This window comes from Streptomyces sp. SAT1 (assembly GCF_001654495.1).
Taxonomy (GTDB): Bacteria; Actinomycetota; Actinomycetes; order Streptomycetales; family Streptomycetaceae; genus Streptomyces; species Streptomyces andamanensis.
On record NZ_CP015849.1, the window covers coordinates 2316716 to 2333013 of the forward strand.

Annotated in this window: 12 protein-coding genes; 3 read left to right on the plus strand and 9 right to left on the minus strand. The window is 72.1% G+C overall.

Annotation, left to right across the window (positions count from 1 at the left end; translation table 11 throughout):
• Positions 1–90: 90 nt before the first annotated feature.
• The 8 genes from A8713_RS10130 to rplU form a co-directional block, all read right to left on the minus strand.
• Positions 91–1377 (minus strand): glutamate-5-semialdehyde dehydrogenase, encoded by a 1287-nt coding sequence (locus tag A8713_RS10130; protein WP_064533123.1) that lies wholly within the window; start codon positions 1375–1377, stop codon positions 91–93.
• 551 nt (positions 1378–1928) lie between these two features.
• Positions 1929–2465 (minus strand): hypothetical protein, encoded by a 537-nt coding sequence (locus A8713_RS10135; RefSeq protein WP_064533124.1) that lies wholly within the window; start codon positions 2463–2465, stop codon positions 1929–1931.
• A 143-nt stretch (positions 2466–2608) separates the two neighbouring features.
• On the minus strand, positions 2609–3736 hold the full coding sequence (gene proB / locus A8713_RS10140; RefSeq protein ID WP_079158899.1) for a glutamate 5-kinase: 1128 nt from the start codon (positions 3734–3736) through the stop codon (positions 2609–2611).
• A gap of 172 nt (positions 3737–3908) precedes the next feature.
• A complete protein-coding gene (locus tag A8713_RS10145) occupies positions 3909–6008 on the minus strand; it encodes a CDP-glycerol glycerophosphotransferase family protein (RefSeq protein ID WP_237305338.1) in 2100 nt (699 codons plus the stop codon).
• A 196-nt stretch (positions 6009–6204) separates the two neighbouring features.
• Complete coding sequence (locus A8713_RS10150) at positions 6205–7704, minus strand: bifunctional cytidylyltransferase/SDR family oxidoreductase (RefSeq protein WP_064533127.1); 1500 nt, start codon at positions 7702–7704, stop codon at positions 6205–6207.
• A 163-nt stretch (positions 7705–7867) separates the two neighbouring features.
• On the minus strand, positions 7868–9304 hold the full coding sequence (gene obgE / locus A8713_RS10155; RefSeq protein ID WP_064533128.1) for a GTPase ObgE: 1437 nt from the start codon (positions 9302–9304) through the stop codon (positions 7868–7870).
• A gap of 103 nt (positions 9305–9407) precedes the next feature.
• Complete coding sequence (gene rpmA / locus A8713_RS10160) at positions 9408–9662, minus strand: 50S ribosomal protein L27 (RefSeq protein ID WP_018570808.1); 255 nt, start codon at positions 9660–9662, stop codon at positions 9408–9410.
• Positions 9663–9676: 14 nt separating this feature from the next.
• Positions 9677–9997, minus strand: coding sequence for a 50S ribosomal protein L21 (rplU, locus tag A8713_RS10165; protein WP_004931419.1), 321 nt, complete (start codon positions 9995–9997; stop codon positions 9677–9679).
• Between the two features lie 590 nt (positions 9998–10587).
• Here rplU and A8713_RS10170 point away from each other — a divergent pair.
• The 3 genes from A8713_RS10170 to A8713_RS10180 all read left to right on the plus strand — a co-directional run bounded on the left by A8713_RS10170 (position 10588) and on the right by A8713_RS10180 (position 14864).
• A complete protein-coding gene (locus tag A8713_RS10170) occupies positions 10588–11184 on the plus strand; it encodes an acyltransferase (RefSeq protein WP_064533129.1) in 597 nt (198 codons plus the stop codon).
• A gap of 93 nt (positions 11185–11277) precedes the next feature.
• Positions 11278–12612 carry a glycosyltransferase gene (locus A8713_RS10175; RefSeq protein ID WP_064533130.1) on the plus strand — a complete coding sequence of 445 codons (1335 nt, stop codon included), beginning with the start codon at positions 11278–11280 and terminating at the stop codon, positions 12610–12612.
• Positions 12609–14864: a glycosyltransferase family 4 protein gene (locus A8713_RS10180; RefSeq protein ID WP_079158900.1), complete on the plus strand. Its 2256-nt coding sequence runs from the start codon at positions 12609–12611 to the stop codon at positions 14862–14864. Before A8713_RS10175 ends, A8713_RS10180 begins: the two co-directional genes overlap by 4 nt.
• 143 nt (positions 14865–15007) lie before the next feature.
• Here the strand turns inward: A8713_RS10180 and A8713_RS10185 are convergent, their stop codons facing one another.
• Complete coding sequence (locus tag A8713_RS10185) at positions 15008–16291, minus strand: nucleotide sugar dehydrogenase (protein WP_064533131.1); 1284 nt, start codon at positions 16289–16291, stop codon at positions 15008–15010.
• Positions 16292–16298: the final 7 nt, after the last annotated feature.

The following is a 16298-nucleotide window of genomic DNA, read 5'->3' on the forward strand; positions in this document are numbered from 1 at the left end:
CTGGGGGGTCAATTTGGGCAGACCGCGGGGAAATTCATCCGCCTGCTGAGACGGCACCGGCCCGCCAGGGGCGACCGGCGCGGTCCGGGTTCAGCGGCGGACGTGCCCGTCGCCGGTGACGATGTACTTGGTGCTGGTCAGCTCGGGCAGCCCCATGGGGCCGCGGGCGTGCAGCTTCTGCGTGGAGATGCCGATCTCGGCGCCGAAGCCGAACTGGCTGCCGTCGGTGAAGCGGGTGGAGGCGTTCACGGCGACGGTGGTGGAGTCCACCAACTGGGTGAAGCGGCGGGCGGCCTGCTGCGAGGTGGTGACGATGGCCTCGGTGTGGCCGGAGCTCCACAGCCGGATGTGGGCGACGGCCCGGTCCAGGGAGTCGACGACGGCGGCGGCGATGTCGTAGGAGAGGTACTCGGTGTCCCAGTCCTCCGGGGTGGCCTCCACGACGGTGGCGCGGGAGTCCTTGGCGTACGCCATGACGCGCTCGTCGGCGTGCACGGTGACCCCGGCGTCGGCGAGGGCGTCCAGGGCGCGCGGCAGGAACTCGGCGGCGATGTCCTGGTGGACGAGGAGGGTCTCGGCGGCGTTGCAGACGCTGGGGCGCTGGGCCTTGGAGTTGACGAGGATGCCGACGGCCATGTCGAGGTCGGCCTGGGCGTCGACGTAGACGTGGCAGTTGCCGGTGCCGGTCTCGATGACGGGGACGGTGGACTCGTTGACCACGGTGCGGATCAGGGAGGCGCCGCCGCGCGGGATGAGGACGTCGACCAGGCCGCGGGCGCGCATCAGCTCGCGTACGCTCTCGCGGCTCTCGCCGGGCACGAGCTGGACGGCGTCGGCGGGCAGCCCGGCGCCGCCGACGGCGTCGCGGATCACCCGGACCAGGGCGGTGTTCGACGCGTAGGCGGAGGCGGAGCCGCGCAGCAGCACCGCGTTGCCCGACTTCAGGCAGAGGGCGGCGGCGTCCACGGTGACGTTGGGGCGGGCCTCGTAGATGATGCCGACCACGCCGAGCGGGACGCGGACCTGGCGCAGGTCGAGCCCGTTGGGCAGCGTGGAGCCGCGGACCACCTCGCCGACCGGGTCGGGCAGCGCGACCACGTCCCGTACGTCGGCGGCGATGGCCCGCACCCGCTCGGGGGTGAGGGTGAGCCGGTCGACGATCGCCTCGCTGGTCCCGGCGGCGCGCGCCCTGGCGACGTCCTGCGCGTTGGCCTCGACGATCTCGCTGGTACGGACCTCCAGGGCGTCCGCGACGGCGAGCAGCGCGTCGTCCTTCTCGGCGCGCGGCAGCGGCGCGAGGTCGGCGGCGGCGGCCTTGGCCCGGTAGGCGGCCTGGGTCACCGGGGACATGGAGTCGTACGGCGAGAGCGTGGTCATGGGGGCAGCGTAGTGCGCCGTGCTGCGGCGTTCACGCGCTGTTCCACAGCGCGAGACGTGGGCGGGGCGGGGTGCGGTCCGCAGGGCGCGGGTCGCGGGTCTATGGGGGCGCGGGCCCTGCGCCTCCGGGGCCCGGGGCGGCCCGCGCGTACCCGGTCCCGGGCTCGGACCGGTCGGCGCCGGGGAACAGGCCCCGGCCCGGGTGGCAGGGACCGGCAGTCCGGACAGGCGAGGGCCGACGATGCCGTCCGCCTCGCGCCTCCGGCCGGTCGCCGGGCTGGAGCGGCGGGCCCTCCTGAGCCGGGCGGCCGACCTGCCGGTCCGGCGTCCCTCCCTCCCGACCGGGGAAGAGACACCGGCCGTGCTGCGACCGGGCCCCCGCCTCGCTCCCCGGAGCGGACCCGGCCCCCGACGGGCGCCCGGTCGGCCCCGGTCTGGGCAGGGGGGGGCCGGACCTGGGCGGCCCGGTGATCCTGACGAGACGCCCGGCGACGGGCCAGGACCGGATCGGCCTCGAACGGACAGATGCCCGCGGGCCCGGTCGCGTCGTCTCAGAAGGGGTGGACGCCGATCGGGGTCGCCGGGGGTGGGCCGTAGCCCTCGGCGAGGCGTTGGTGGTAGGTCTCGCGGTCGATGACCTCCAGGCCGACGATCTCCCAGGGCGGGAGCTGGGCGCTCTGGCGGTGCTCGCCCCACAGCCGCAGGGCGACGGCCGCGGCGTCGTGCAGGTCGCGGGCCTCCTCCCAGTAGCGGATCTCGGCGTGGTCGTCGGCGTAGCGGCTGGTCAGCAGGAAGGGGTGGTCGTGGGCGAGCTGTTCGAGCCCGCGCCGTACCTCCTGGAGCGGGGTGCCGGCCCCGGAGACCCGCAGGGTGATGTGCCACAGCCGGGGCTGGTCCGCCGGTTCCGGGCGCCCGTCGTGCGCCCGGCGCGTGCCGTGCTCCCGCCCGTGCTCCGCGCCTTCGTGCTCCCGGTGCTCGCGCTCGTAACGGTCGCCGGCCGCGACGCTGGTCAGGGTCCGCTCCTCACCGGGCGCGCGGGAGGGGGACGGGCCGCCACCACCGCGGGACCCCGCCGCCCCAGGGCGCACTCGTCTCACGACGGCCTCCTTCACCCAGTGCTCGTGCGGAATGTGTCCCTGGGACAAAGTGCAGCAGGCCGTACGGCTCCGTGGGGCGGTTTTGCGGAAGGTCCCCCACCTTCAGGGACCGGCCGGCCGGACGTTTCGGCCCATTACGGCTCCAGGATCACCAGATCGTCCCTGTGTACGACCTCGCGTTCGTACGCCGGTCCCAGCTCGCGGGCGAGTTCCCGGGTGGAGCGGCCGAGCAGCCGGGGGATCTCCCGGGCGTCGAAGTTGACGAGGCCGCGGGCGACGGCGCGGCCGCCCGCGTCGCGCAGTTCGACGGGGTCGCCCGCGGTGAAGTCGCCCTCGACGGCGGCGATGCCCGCCGGGAGCAGCGACTTGCGGCCCTCGACGACCGCGCGCACCGCGCCGTCGTCGAGGGTGAGGGCGCCCTGCGGGGCGGAGGCGTGCTGGAGCCACAGCAGCCGGTCGGCGGAGCGCCGCCCGGTGGGGTGGAAGTAGGTGCCGGTGTCCTCGCCGGACAGGGCGTCGGCGGCGTGCACCGCGCTGGTGAGGACCACGGGGATGCCCGCGGCGGCGGCGATCCGGGCCGCCTCGACCTTGGTGACCATGCCGCCGGTGCCGACGCCCGCCTTGCCCGCGCTGCCGATCTCGACGCCCGCGAGGTCGGCCGGGCCGCGCACCTCGGTGATGCGGGAGGTGCCCGGCCGGCTCGGGTCGCCGTCGTAGACGCCGTCCACGTCGGAGAGCAGGACCAGCAGGTCGGCGCGGACCAGGTGGGCGACGAGGGCGGCGAGGCGGTCGTTGTCGCCGAAGCGGATCTCGTCGGTGGCGACCGTGTCGTTCTCGTTGACGACCGGCAGGGCGCCCATGGCGAGCAGCTTGTCGAGGGTGCGCGAGGCGTTGCGGTGGTGGGCGCGGCGGCTGGTGTCGTCGCCGGTCAGCAGGACCTGGCCGACGCGGATGCCGTAGCGGGCGAAGGAGGCGGTGTAGCGGGCGACCAGCAGCCCCTGGCCGACGCTGGCCGCGGCCTGCTGGCGGGCGAGGTCCTTGGGGCGGCGGGCCAGGCCGAGCGGGGCGAGGCCGGCGGCGATGGCACCGGAGGAGACGAGGACGACCTCCTTGTTCTCCGGGCCGCTGCTCTTGGCGAGGACGTCGACGAGGGCGTCCACCCGGTCGGCGTCCAGGCCGCCGGTGGCGGTGGTCAGCGAGGAGGAGCCCACCTTGACGACGATCCTGCGGGCCTCGCGCACGGCCTGCCTTGCCCCTGCCACCTTGCTGTCCGTCCCCTCGCGCAGATCCGGTCCGAGAGCACGAATCTACGCGAGGCGATGCGCAGAGGGCGCACCGGTCCAGCCTGCGGACGGCTCGCGGATCCCGACCGCGGACGGCCCGCGCGTGGGCAGGCACGGGCGGCTCACGGGGCCGGAGCCGCCCGTACGGACGTCAGCCGGTGGGCACGCCGCCCGTCTCCCCGGCGGAGTCGACGCGCTGTCCCGGCACGCCGGCCGCCGCCTCCGCGCGCATCGCCTGGCCGATGTTGCGGGTCTCGGCCTTGAGGGCGAGCCGCGCCACCGCGGCGTTGAACCGCTCGATGGACGTCGGCTTCTCCGGGCCGAGCAGATAGCGCCGGAGTTCCTTGCGGTCCTCGGCCAGCCGGTCGGCGGCCGGGTCCCGCACCGCGGCCAGCAGTTCGTCCAGTTCGGCCGCGTCGTTCGAGAGGATCACGGCGGCGCGGACCGCGGTGTTCTGCCGCTTGAACTCCTCGGGGCCCAGGCCCGCGGAGTCGGTGACGGCGTAGGGCCTGCCGCTGGCGATGTAGTCGGAGACCACGCTGGAGATGTCGGAGACCATCGCGTCGGCGACGTTGAAGCAGTCGTACAGCCGCGGTGCGGCGCCGGTGATGACGCGGTGCTGCCAGCTGCCGACGGACCGCCAGTAGGCGTCGTTCCAGCGGGCCCGCAGCTCGTCGGCCTCCTCGTGCCGGGGGATGTCGACGAGGCTGTCGCGGGTGGCCTCGGCCTCGTCGCCCTTGTCCTTGACGCTGGCGGCCAGCACGGCGAGCCGCGCCTCCAGCCGGGCCAGCTCGGCGCGGGCGGCGGCCTTCTCCGCGGCGTGCGCGGCCGTGTCGGCGGTGAACCGCGGGTCGGCGGCGCGCTCGGCGGCGGCCTTCTCGATCAGGGCGGTGATCCGCTGGTGCGCGGTCCGGGCCCGTGCGCTGCGGTTGCCGGTGAACGGGTGCGGCTTGTACAGCACCCGGACCGGCGGGTCGGCGCGCAGGAGGTGCCGCACGATGTTCTCGCCCGCGAGGACCAGGGAGGTGTTGCCCGGGTTGTCGTCCCAGCCCTCCCAGGTCGGGGCGTACAGGACGGTGGGTACGCGCCCCTCGGGGACGCCGTCGCGCACCTGGATCGGGGCCAGCTGCGGGCGGCCGACCTCGACGATGTCCTCGTCGCGCACGCCGACGTCGGCCACGGCGTAGCGGTCGCGGCCGGCCCGGCCCGCCGTCCAGATCTCGTCGTAGGCCTTGCTGAACGGGTTGACGCTGGCGGCCTTGTCGCTGTCGCCGTGGCCGATGAAGACGTGCTTCATGGTGGGCAGGCGCAGCATGTGGATGTTCTTGCCCGCGTTGGCCGGGTAGAGGGCGACCCGCACGGTGGGCAGGTCCATGTTCATCAGGTGCACGCCGCCGGGCACGCAGACGACGGGGACCGTGGTGGGCGCGAGGTTCTCCAGGATCGCCCGCTCGCGCAGGATGATCAGCGGCCGGGTGTCCAGCTGCTTCAGCATGTCGAGCCACATGTTGACCTGGTAGGCGGCGTCGTCGGAACCGGAGAAGTACAGCACCGTCTCGGGCCGGTACTGGCGCAGCCAGGCGTCGAGGCCGGCCCTGACCTTGTCGCCCTTGGGGGGCATCCGCCGGCGGCCGGCGTACGGCAGCAGCGCCAGCGTGTACAGGGCGCCCAGGCCGAGGGTGACGGAGATGCCGACGACGGCGGCCTGGGCCGAGTCGGTGGCGGCGGCGACCAGCAGGCCGATGACGGCGGCGAGGTCGAGGTGGAGCATCTTCTCGCCGGAGCGGCGCAGCAGCCGGCGCGGCGGCGCGTCCGGGATGCGTATGTGCGAGCCCAGGTCGACGTTGCGGGTGGCGACCGGCATGGTGCGGCGGTGCCGGATCAGGGCGGCCAGCGCTCCGTGCGGGACCTGGAGGGCGTAGAAGGCGATGAAGCAGGCGACCGCGCCGTAGAACGGCACATCGCTCGTGAGCGACATCCGGGCCAGCAGCAGGATCAGCAGCAGCTGCCGGATCAGGAACCGGACGGGGAGTCCGGCCCGGGTCCTGCCGAGCCGCTCGACCAGGTAGCTGCCCTTGCGGTGCAGGTAGTGGTCCGTCAGATACGTCATGAGGGCCACGGCCGCGAAGGCGTAGACGTTCGGGAGCAGCGCTGCCAGCGTGAGGAGGGGGAAGCCCAGCAGCATGAGGGCCGCCGCGGCCAACTCGACCGCACTGCCCACCCGGGCGACGCGTATAGCGGTGGATATCACAGGGAACCTGCTCCAGGAGGGTGCCGGTTTCGTCACTGCACGGCCCTGGACCGGGTTACCTCGTCGCGTGTCGAGCCGATCGGACGACGGCCGTGAGAATCGAAGGGGGTGAAACTGAGGAACTCAGGCCCCTGTGCACGACACCCCCGACGGGCAATCACAGCGGCCTGGGCGGCAATTCGCTTTTTGCAGTGGATTATGCCACGCCGTCTTCGCGGTCCAGGACTCCGGCCAGCGCCTGTTCGAACCCCGAGGCCGGGTCCGCGGCCGCCGTCGGGTCCTGCTGGCGGACGTCGATCACATGTCCGGTCAGCTCCGACAGCAGCACGTCGAGCGAGGTGCGGGCCACCGCCTCGGAGGAGAGCAGGGTGCCCGCGGGTTCCTGGCCGAATGCCTTGGTGCGCATCGGGGTGGCGGTCCGCTCGGGGTTGATGCAGTTGACCCGGACGCCGTCGCCGGCCCACTCGTCGGACAGCGCCTGGGTGAGGTTGACCATGGCGGCCTTGGTCGAGGAGTAGAGGCTGTACTCGGCGCGGCCGCGGGTGTAGCTGCTGGAGGTGTACAGCAGCAGCTGCCCGCCGCTCTCCGCCAGGTACTTGTACGCGGAGCGCGCGATCTGCACCGGGGCCAGGTAGTTGACCTTCAGCGCCTCCTCGATGGTGGCGTTGTCGGTCTCGGCGAGCCGGCCTATGCGCAGCACGCCGGCGGTGTTGACGACGTAGTCGATGCGTCCCGTCTCGGCGTACGCCTTGGACAGCGCCTCCTCGACCTCCTCCGGCCGCTCCACATGGGTGCCGGTGGTGGAACGGGCGAGGGCGTAGACGTGCGCGCCGTAGGACCTGGCCAGTTCGGCGATGTCCTTGCCGATGCCGTACGAGCCGCCGAAGACGACGACGGTCCTGCCGGTGAGCAGCTCCCGGTAGGCCGCCTCGCCGTTCTGCTCCGGGGCGGCCGTGGAGGCGAGCTGGAAGAGCTTGTCGGCGATGAACACGTCGACGGGCTGGGTGACCTTCATGTTGTACTCGTCGCCCGCCACCACGTGGATCGGCACGTCGGGCAGGTACTTGAGCACGACGGAGCAGTCGTCCGTGGCCTGGAAGTGCGGGTCGCCCGCGGCGATCTCGTAGGCGCGCCGGATGGTGGACAGCTTGAACGCCTGCGGGGTCTGGCCGCGGCGCAGCCGGGAGCGGTCCGGGATGTCGGTGATGAACTCGCCGTCCTCGCCGTGGGTGCGGGTCACGATGATGGTGTCCGCGGACGGGATGGCGACGTCGACCGCCTGGTAGCGCCGCAGCGCGGTGACGCAGTCGTCGATCACGCGCTGTGACAGCAGGGGGCGCACGGCGTCGTGGAAGAGGACGTTGAGGTCCTCCCCCTCGGCCAGGCCCTCGGTCAGCGCGGTGATGGCGCGCTCGGTGGTCTCGTTGCGGGTGGCGCCGCCCTCGATGATGCGGGAGACCTTGCGGAATCCGGCCTTGGCGACGATCTTCTCCACGTCCGGCACATAGCCCGGCGCCATCAGCACGATGACCTCGTCGATCGAGTCCGCCTTCTCGAAGGTGGCCAGAGTGTGCTCCATGACCGCCTTGCCGGCGATCTTCAGCAACTGCTTGGGGATCGACAGGCCCACGCGCTGACCTGTACCCCCGGCCAGGATCACTGCGGCGGTACGGGGCTTGGCTATGTGCTGGGACACAGGTGACCTACCTTGTGGCAAAGGGGAACCCCGGAATGTTCCCACTCCGGGTAAGCGCTGTGCAAGGTGAGCGACGCCCGCCACATGACCGTCCGTCACTCCGTGACCACAGGGCGTGCCCGGGTGCGCGGCGGCGGGGGCCGCCGGGCACCCGCGCCCGTCCCTAGAACGGCTCGAAGTCGTCGTACTCCTGCTCGGTCTCGTCGCGCTCGGCCTGCCGGTCGCGACGGCGCTGGGCGGCCGGGCGGGGCGCCTCGAAACGGTGGTCCTCGCCGCGGCGGCCGAGCATCTCGGCACCCGCCATCACGGACGGCTCCCAGTCGAAGACGACCGCGTTGTCCTCGGGGCCGATGGCGACGCCGTCGCCGGAGCGGGCGCCCGCCTTCAGCAACTGCTCCTCGACACCGAGGCGGTTGAGCCGGTCGGCGAGGTAGCCCACGGCCTCGTCGTTGTTGAAGTCGGTCTGCCGCACCCAGCGTTCGGGCTTCTCGCCGCGCACGCGGAACAGGCCCTCCTCCTCGCGGGTGACCGTGAAACCGGCCTCGTCGACGGCCTTGGGCCGGATGACGACGCGCGTCGCCTCCTCCTTCGGCCGGGCGGCCCGCGCCGTGGCGACCAGTTCGGCCAGGGCGTACGACAGCTCCTTCAGGCCGGTGTGCGCCACCGCCGACACCTCGAAGACGCGGTAGCCGCGCGCCTCCAGGTCGGGCCGGACCATCTCGGCGAGGTCCTTGCCGTCGGGTACGTCGATCTTGTTGAGGACGACCACGCGCGGCCGGTTGCCCAGGCCGCCGTACTGGCGCAGCTCCTCCTCGATGATGTCGAGGTCGGAGACCGGGTCGCGGTCCGACTCCAGGGTGGCGGTGTCCAGTACGTGCACGAGGACGCTGCACCGCTCCACGTGCCGCAGGAACTCCAGGCCCAGCCCCCTGCCCTGGCTGGCGCCGGGGATGAGACCGGGCACGTCGGCGACGGTGTACACGGTCGAACCCGCCGTCACCACACCGAGGTTGGGCACCAGGGTGGTGAACGGGTAGTCGGCGATCTTCGGCTTGGCGGCGCTGAGCACGGAGATCAGCGACGACTTGCCGGCGCTCGGGTAGCCGACCAGCGCCACGTCGGCGACGGTCTTCAGCTCCAGGACGATGTCCCCGAGGTCACCGGGCTCGCCGAGCAGCGCGAAGCCGGGCGCCTTGCGGCGTGCCGAGGCCAGCGCCGCGTTGCCCAGACCGCCCCGGCCGCCCTGCGCGGCGACGTAGGAGGTGCCGTGGCCGATCAGGTCGGCCAGCACGTTGCCCGCCCGGTCCAGCACGACCGTGCCGTCCGGCACCGGCAGCACCAGGTCCTCGCCGTCCTTGCCGGACCGGTTGCCGCCCTCGCCGGGCTTGCCGTTGGTGGCCTTGCGGTGCGGCGAGTGGTGGTATTCGAGCAGCGTGGTGACGGACTGGTCGACGGTGAGGATCACGTCCCCGCCGCGTCCGCCGGTGCCGCCGTCCGGGCCGCCCAGCGGCTTGAACTTCTCACGGTGCACGGAGGCACAGCCGTGGCCCCCGTTACCCGCGGCGACATGCAGTTCGACGCGGTCCACGAAGGTGGTCATGTTGGTGCCTCCAGAAACTACGGGAATATCTCTTGGGTAACACGCGAAAGGCGGACCCGCCTTCCCGACCGGGAAGTGAGGTCCGCCTCGCGAAAGCCTCCGGTCAGGCGACCGGGACGATGTTCACGACCTTGCGGCCGCGGTGGGTGCCGAACTCCACCGCGCCGGGCTGGAGCGCGAACAGCGTGTCGTCGCCGCCACGGCCGACGCCCGCGCCGGGGTGGAAGTGGGTGCCGCGCTGGCGGATGATGATCTCACCGGCGTTCACGACCTGACCGCCGAAGCGCTTCACGCCGAGCCGCTGGGCATTCGAGTCGCGACCGTTCCGGGTGGACGATGCGCCCTTCTTGTGTGCCATGTCTCCTCAGTCCCTTACTTCGCAGCCGCGGGGATCTCAGTGACCTTGATCGCCGTGTACTGCTGGCGGTGGCCCTGACGACGGCGGTAGCCGGTCTTGTTCTTGTAGCGCAGAATGTCGATCTTCTGGCCCTTGTGGTGGTCCACGACCTCGGCCTGGACCTTGATGCCGGCCAGCACCCACGGGTCGCTGGTCACAGCGTCGCCGTCGACAACGAGCAGGGTCGAGAGCTCGACCGTGTCGCCAACCTTGGCAGTGGAAATCTTGTCAACCTCAACGATGTCGCCGACAGCAACCTTGTGCTGGCGACCACCGCTGCGCACGATGGCGTACACGCGGATCTCACTCTCTCGCTCGGAAACGGCACCCCCGCAGTCCAGCCGCCCGGACACAGGACACGCACGGCCTCTCCCGGTCACGGCCCGTGCCCGGAAGGAAGAGGTTTACGGGGATGTGGCGTGCCGATCGACACGCCGACGGTCAAGGTTACGGGGCCCGGCGTGAGGGGTCAAACCGGGCCCGCGGACCCCGCACAGGCCACCGGGGGCGCACCACAGGCCACCGGGGCGCAGCACCGCCGCAGCACCGCGCGTAGACCGCGCGTATATAAGGACAGCTTTCCGCCGGGAGCGGGCGCCCCTCCCCCGCACGCCGTCCGCCGCGCCCTCCTCCGGGGCATGACAAGGATCACAGCCGCCGCACAGGAAGAGCTCCTTGACACCGGTCGCGGCCACCGCCCGACGGCACGTCAGGGGGCGTCCGGGGGGTGTTCGACGCGGTCGCGGAGGTGCGGGCCGGCGGGCACGGGCCGGGGGCGGCGGACGCCCTCCGCACGTCCGGCCGAGGGCGCTCGGCACGGGACATGGCCCGTTCCAGCCACCCCGTATGCTTCCTGGGCAAAGCCCAACACCGGAAGGCATAGAGAGTGAACTACAGGGTTCAGCCCACTGCCCAGGTCGCCGAGACCGCCGAGATCGGGGCCGGGAGCAGCGTCTGGGAGCTCGCGCAGATCCGCGAGGACGCCCGGCTCGGCGAAGGCTGCGTGGTGGGCCGCGGAGCGTACGTGGGCACCGGTGTGCGGATAGGCGACAACGTCAAGCTGCAGAACTACGCTCTCGTGTACGAACCCGCCGAGCTCGGCGACGGTGTCTTCGTCGGCCCCGCCGTGGTGCTCACCAACGACCACAACCCGCGCTCCGTCGACCCCGCCGGCAAGCAGAAGCGCGGCGGCGACTGGGAGGCCGTGGGCGTCAAGGTCCAGGAGGGCGCCTCGCTCGGGGCGCGTTCGGTGTGTGTCGCCCCGGTGCGGGTCGGCCGCTGGGCGATGGTCGCCGCCGGCGCCGTCGTGACCAAGGACGTGCCGGACTTCGCGCTGGTCGTCGGAGTCCCCGCGCGCCGCATCGGCTGGGTCGGGCGGGCCGGTGTCCGGCTGACCGAGCACGAGGACGGCAGCGGCACCTGGGAGTGCCCGCAGACCGGTTCCCTGTACGACGAGAAGGACGGCGTTCTCACCGAGCGCTGAACCGCACACCGAGCACAAAGACAGCACGTGACATGTGGCGCGCGGCGGTAATTCTCTACCCAATGTGCCCATAGAAAGGGTTCCCCGACCACCATGCCGCTTGGATCACGCGGACGCCGTCCACGCGTTCTCTATCTCGCGTACTACTTTCCTCCGAGCCGCGCGAGCGGCATATTCCGGGCCCGTGCCACGGCCAACCACTTCGCGAAGGCCGGATGGGACGTCACCGTCTACACCGCCCCGCGCGAGTTCTTCCAGACGTACCTGCACAACGCCTGCGACCCGTCCCTAGAGGACACCATCGACCCCGATGTCACCGTGGTGCGGCCCCCCATGGGGTACTACGCCTGGGAGAAGGAGATACGCAAGTACGGCCGGCTGCGCCGTAATTTCCCGACGGTCGCCGGGAACCTGTACAAGCTCTTCCAGAACAAGGTGTTCCCCGAGCACTACCTCACCTGGATACCCGGTGTTCTCTCCCACGCGGTGAAGGCGCATTTCAAGCAGAAATTCGACCTGATCATAGCGACCGGGAACCCCTTCGTCTCCTTCGCCGCCGCCCAGGTGCTCGGAAAGCTCCTGCGCGTCCCCTACGCGGTCGACTACCGCGACTCGTGGACCTTCAACCAGTTCACCGAGGAGCTGAAGTTCCCGGAGGACAGCAAGGCCTTCGAGTGGGAGGCGAAGGTGCTGCGGGACGCCTCCGAGATCGTCTTCGTCAACGACGGCATGCGGCAGTGGCACATCGACCGGTACCCGTACGCCGCGGACCGCATGACCGTGGTGCCGAACGGCTGGGAGCCCGAGCTGATGGGCGACCTGCCCTTCTCGCCGCCCCCCGCCGACCGCCCGCTCCGCTTCGGCTATCTGGGCACCGTCACCTCCTACCTCCCCCTCGAAGAGCTCTTCGAGGGCTGGCGGCTGGCCCGCAGCCATCCGCTGCTCCGCGACGCCGAACTGGACATCCACGGCCACCTGGGCTTCTTCCCGCAGGACGTGGCGCCGCTCATGGAGCGGCTGCCGGTGGAGGAGAACATCGGCGTCCACTACCGCGGCGCCTTCGGCAAGACCGAGGCCAGGGCCGTCTACGAGCGGACGGACGCGCTGGTCTTCTGCGTTCCCGGCGCCCGCTATGTGACGTCCGGCAAGGTCTTCGAGTACATGGCGTCCGGCAAGCCCATCGTCTCGGTGCACCGGCCCGACATCGCCGCGACCGAGGTGCTCGACGGCTACCCGCTGTGGTACCGCGGCAGCGAACTGACCGCCGACGAGGTCGCCAAGTCGTTCATCGCGGCCGCCGAGGGCGCCCGCGGCATCGACCGCGCACAGCACGACCAGGCCGTGGCCCACGCCCAGACATACACCCGCGAGGCCACTCTCGGGCCGTGGGAGCAGCGGATGCGCGACCTGGTGGGAGGGACCCGATGAGCACCAGCACGACCACGACCGGCCACGTCCTGTACCTCGCCCTGGGCGAGTACCGGGTCCGGGCCACCCGGGCCCACGTCGAGGGGTTCGCGGCCGAGGGACGCCCCGTCGTCCTGGTGATCGCGGACCGCCCCGAATGGGACGACCTGCCGGAGATCCCCGGCGTGCGCGTGCTGCGCGTCGAGCGGGACAAGAAGGGCTCCGCGTGGCGGGCGGCGCGCAAGCTCGTCCTGGCCTCGAACGGCCCGCTGCGCGGCGCCGGGCTGCTCGTCGCCGGTGACGCCCAGGCGCTCCCGCTCGCGTGGGCGGCACTGCGCCGCCGGCCGGGCATCGAGTTCCGGCTGGAGCCGTACGACAACGGCGGCCGGGTCAGCGAGCCCGCCGACCTCGCGGTGGTCACGCCCTGGTACCCGTCGCCGAACAACCCGTTCGCCGGGTCGTTCGTGCAGGCCGCCACCGAGGCCGTGCGGGACCACTACGACCGCATCTCGATCCTGCACACCGAGGACTGGTCGGGATCCGCGCCCGCCCTCCTCGAGGACGCCGTCAAGGTGACGGCCGACCGCCTGCTGGACCGCCGCGAGCTGATCCCCGTCCTCGACACCCCGACCGGGGTCGTCACCCGTGTGCCGGTGCCGCTGACCACCCGCCGCAACTACGCCGCCTGGGCCACCGCGCAGGAGGCCGCGCTGCGCAAGGCGCTGCCGACCGGCCGGATCGAGGCACCGGTCGTCCACGCCCACACCGCGATCTACGGCGGTGTGCACGCGATGCGTCTGGCCCGGCCCGACGCGCGGATCGTGATCACCGAGCACTCCACCTTCCTGGAGAAGATCTTCAAGCAGTCGGCCGGGCGCCGCCTGTACGACGAGGTGCTGGAGCGCGCGGACGAGTTCCTGTGCGTCGGCAGCTATCTGCGCGACCAGATCGTGCGCGAGTTCCCGCACCACGCGGGCAAGATCCGGATCCTTCCGAACGTCATCGACTTCGACCGGTTCACGCCCGAGGCCACGCCCTCCGAGAAGCTGCTGAAGTGGCTGTACCTCGGCCGTCTGCTCCCGCACAAGGGCGTCATGCCGCTGCTGGAGGCGTTCGCCCTGGTCGCAGAGCAGGAGCCGGAGGCGACGCTGACCATGGTCGGCGCCGGCGCGCTGGAGGACGAGCTGTGCGAGCGGGCCGCGGAGCTGGGCCTGGGCGACCGCTTCCGTGTCCTCCCGCCGGTGCCGCCGGAGGAGGTCAACGCGCTCATGCACCAGTACGACCTGCTGGTGCACGCCAGCCGCTTCGAGACCTTCGGCATGACCGTCGTCGAGGCGAACGCGGCCGGCCTGCCGGTCCTGGTGACCAAGAGCCACGGGCCCGAGGAGACACTGGCCGGCCTGGAGGACCTCGCCGGCGCGCTGATGGACGTCAGCGACGACCCGACCGTCATCACGGACGCGTACTGGAAGCTGCGCGAGCGCTTCCACGAGCTGGACCTGGAGAAGGCGCGCCGGGAGCTGATGGCCAAGTACAGCCGCGAAGTGGTCGGGCGGCAGCTCATCGAGGTGTACGAGGACCGGGCACCGGCCATCGAGATCCCGTCGGCACCGGAGGCGCCGGAGGCACCGGAGCCGTCCGCGCCGCGGGAGATCCCCGCCGGAGCGGAGTCCGCGGCCGTCGAGGTCTCGGCGGCGGAGCCGGGCCGGGTCGTCATCCTCGCCTACACGCCGGCCCGCCCGCGCCGGGTCGCCAACTTCGCGAACGAACTCGTCCGCCGTGGCGTCCAGGTCGACCTGGTCACCGCCCGCCGCAAGGCGTGGACCCGGACCGACCTCGACCCGCGCGTCTCCTTCGTCACCATCGAGACGGCCGAGGCGTCGCTGTTCATCCCGCGCGGTGAGCGCTTCGTCGTGTACCGGGCGCCCCGCGCGGTGCTGCGCCGCGCCGACCGGCTGGCGGAGCGGCAGCGCGACGCGGTCGCACCCGAGCTGGCGGTGAAGGTCGCCCGGCGCGCCCACAACAAGGTGGCGCACGGCTTCCACAAGAAGGTGTTCCAGCGCGGGTACCGGGTGGTGCGCCCGCGGATCCTGGCGAAGATCGCCGCCAACGAGGCGCTGCCGCAGCTGCGTCTCGACGAGACGCAGCACGTCTTCCTGGCGGACACCAACGCCACGACGACGGCGTGGCGGATGGCCCGGACGCACCCGCATCTGACGGTCACCAACCGCATGGACCTCACCCTGTTCGAGCACCTGCCCGTGCTCGACTAGGACGTCCCGCGCACGACAACGGCCGGTCCCCCTCCCGCTCCGCGGGAGCAGGGGACCGGCCGTCGTCGTATCCACGGGCGGGAAACGCGGGAGGCGGCACCCCGGTCGTACCGGTGGGTGCCGCCTCCCGCGGGACGGGCGGGTCAGCCGCCGATGACGACCCGGCGCACGCCCTTCCACGCCTCCGGGTCGGTCGTACGGCGGCCGTCGACCAGCACGGTGACGTCCGGCAGGTCGGCCGGGGTCAGCGAGCGGTACTCGGCGTGGTCGGCCTGGAGGATCGCGGCGGTGACCTTCTCGCCCTGGTGCGGGGCCAGGCCGTGTGCGGCGAGCTCCTCGGCCGTGTACATCGGGTCCGAGACGAAGGGGACGGCCCCGCGCGCCTTCAGCGCCTCCACGGTCGGGAAGACACCGGAGAACGCGGTCTCCTTGACGCCGCCGCGGTAGGCGGCGCCCAGCACGAGGACGTGCACGCCGGTCAGGTCGCCGTAGGCGGCGGCCAGCAGGTCGACGGCGTACTCGGGCATCGCCGCGTTCGCCTCGCGGGCGGAGCGCACGACCGTGGCGGACGGGTCGTTCCACAGGTACATCCGCGGGTAGATCGGGATGCAGTGGCCGCCGACCGCGATGCCCGGCTGGTGGATGTGGCTGTAGGGCTGCGAGTTGCAGGCCTCGATGACCTTCTTGACGTCGATGCCGTTGCCGTCGGCGAAGCGCGCGAACTGGTTGGCCAGGCCGATGTTGACGTCCCGGTAGGTGGTCTCGGCGAGCTTGGCCAGCTCGGACGCCTCGGCGGTGCCCAGGTCCCACACGCCGTTCGCCCGGGGCAGGTCGTCCCGCTCGTCGAAGTCGAGGACCTGCTCGTAGAACGCCACACCGCGGGCCGTGGAGGCCTCGTCGATGCCGCCGACCAGCTTCGGGTAGCGGCGCAGGTCGGAGAAGACCCGGCCGGTGAGGACGCGCTCGGGCGAGAAGACCAGGTGGAAGTCCTCGCCCGCACTCAGGCCGGAGCCCTCGGCCAGCATCGGCGCCCAGCGGGTACGGGTGGTGCCGACCGGCAGCGTGGTCTCGTACGAGACGAGGGTGCCCGGCTTCAGGCCCTTGGCGATCGCCTCGGTGGCCGAGTCCATCCAGCCGAAGTCCGGCACGCCCTCGGCGTCGACGAACAGCGGAACGACGACGACGACGGCCTCGGACTGCGCGACGGCCGCCGCGGTGTCCGTGGTCGCGCTGAGCAGTCCCGCGTCGACGGCCTCCTTGAGCTTGACGTCCAGCTCGTGTTCACCGGGGAACGGCTCCGTACCGGCGTTGACCAGCTCGACGACCTTCTCGTTGACGTCCGCGCCGATGACCCGGTGCCCCTTGGCGGCGAACTGCACCGCCAGCGGAAGCCCGATCTTGCCGAGCGCTACTACACAGATGTTCATGAGCGGT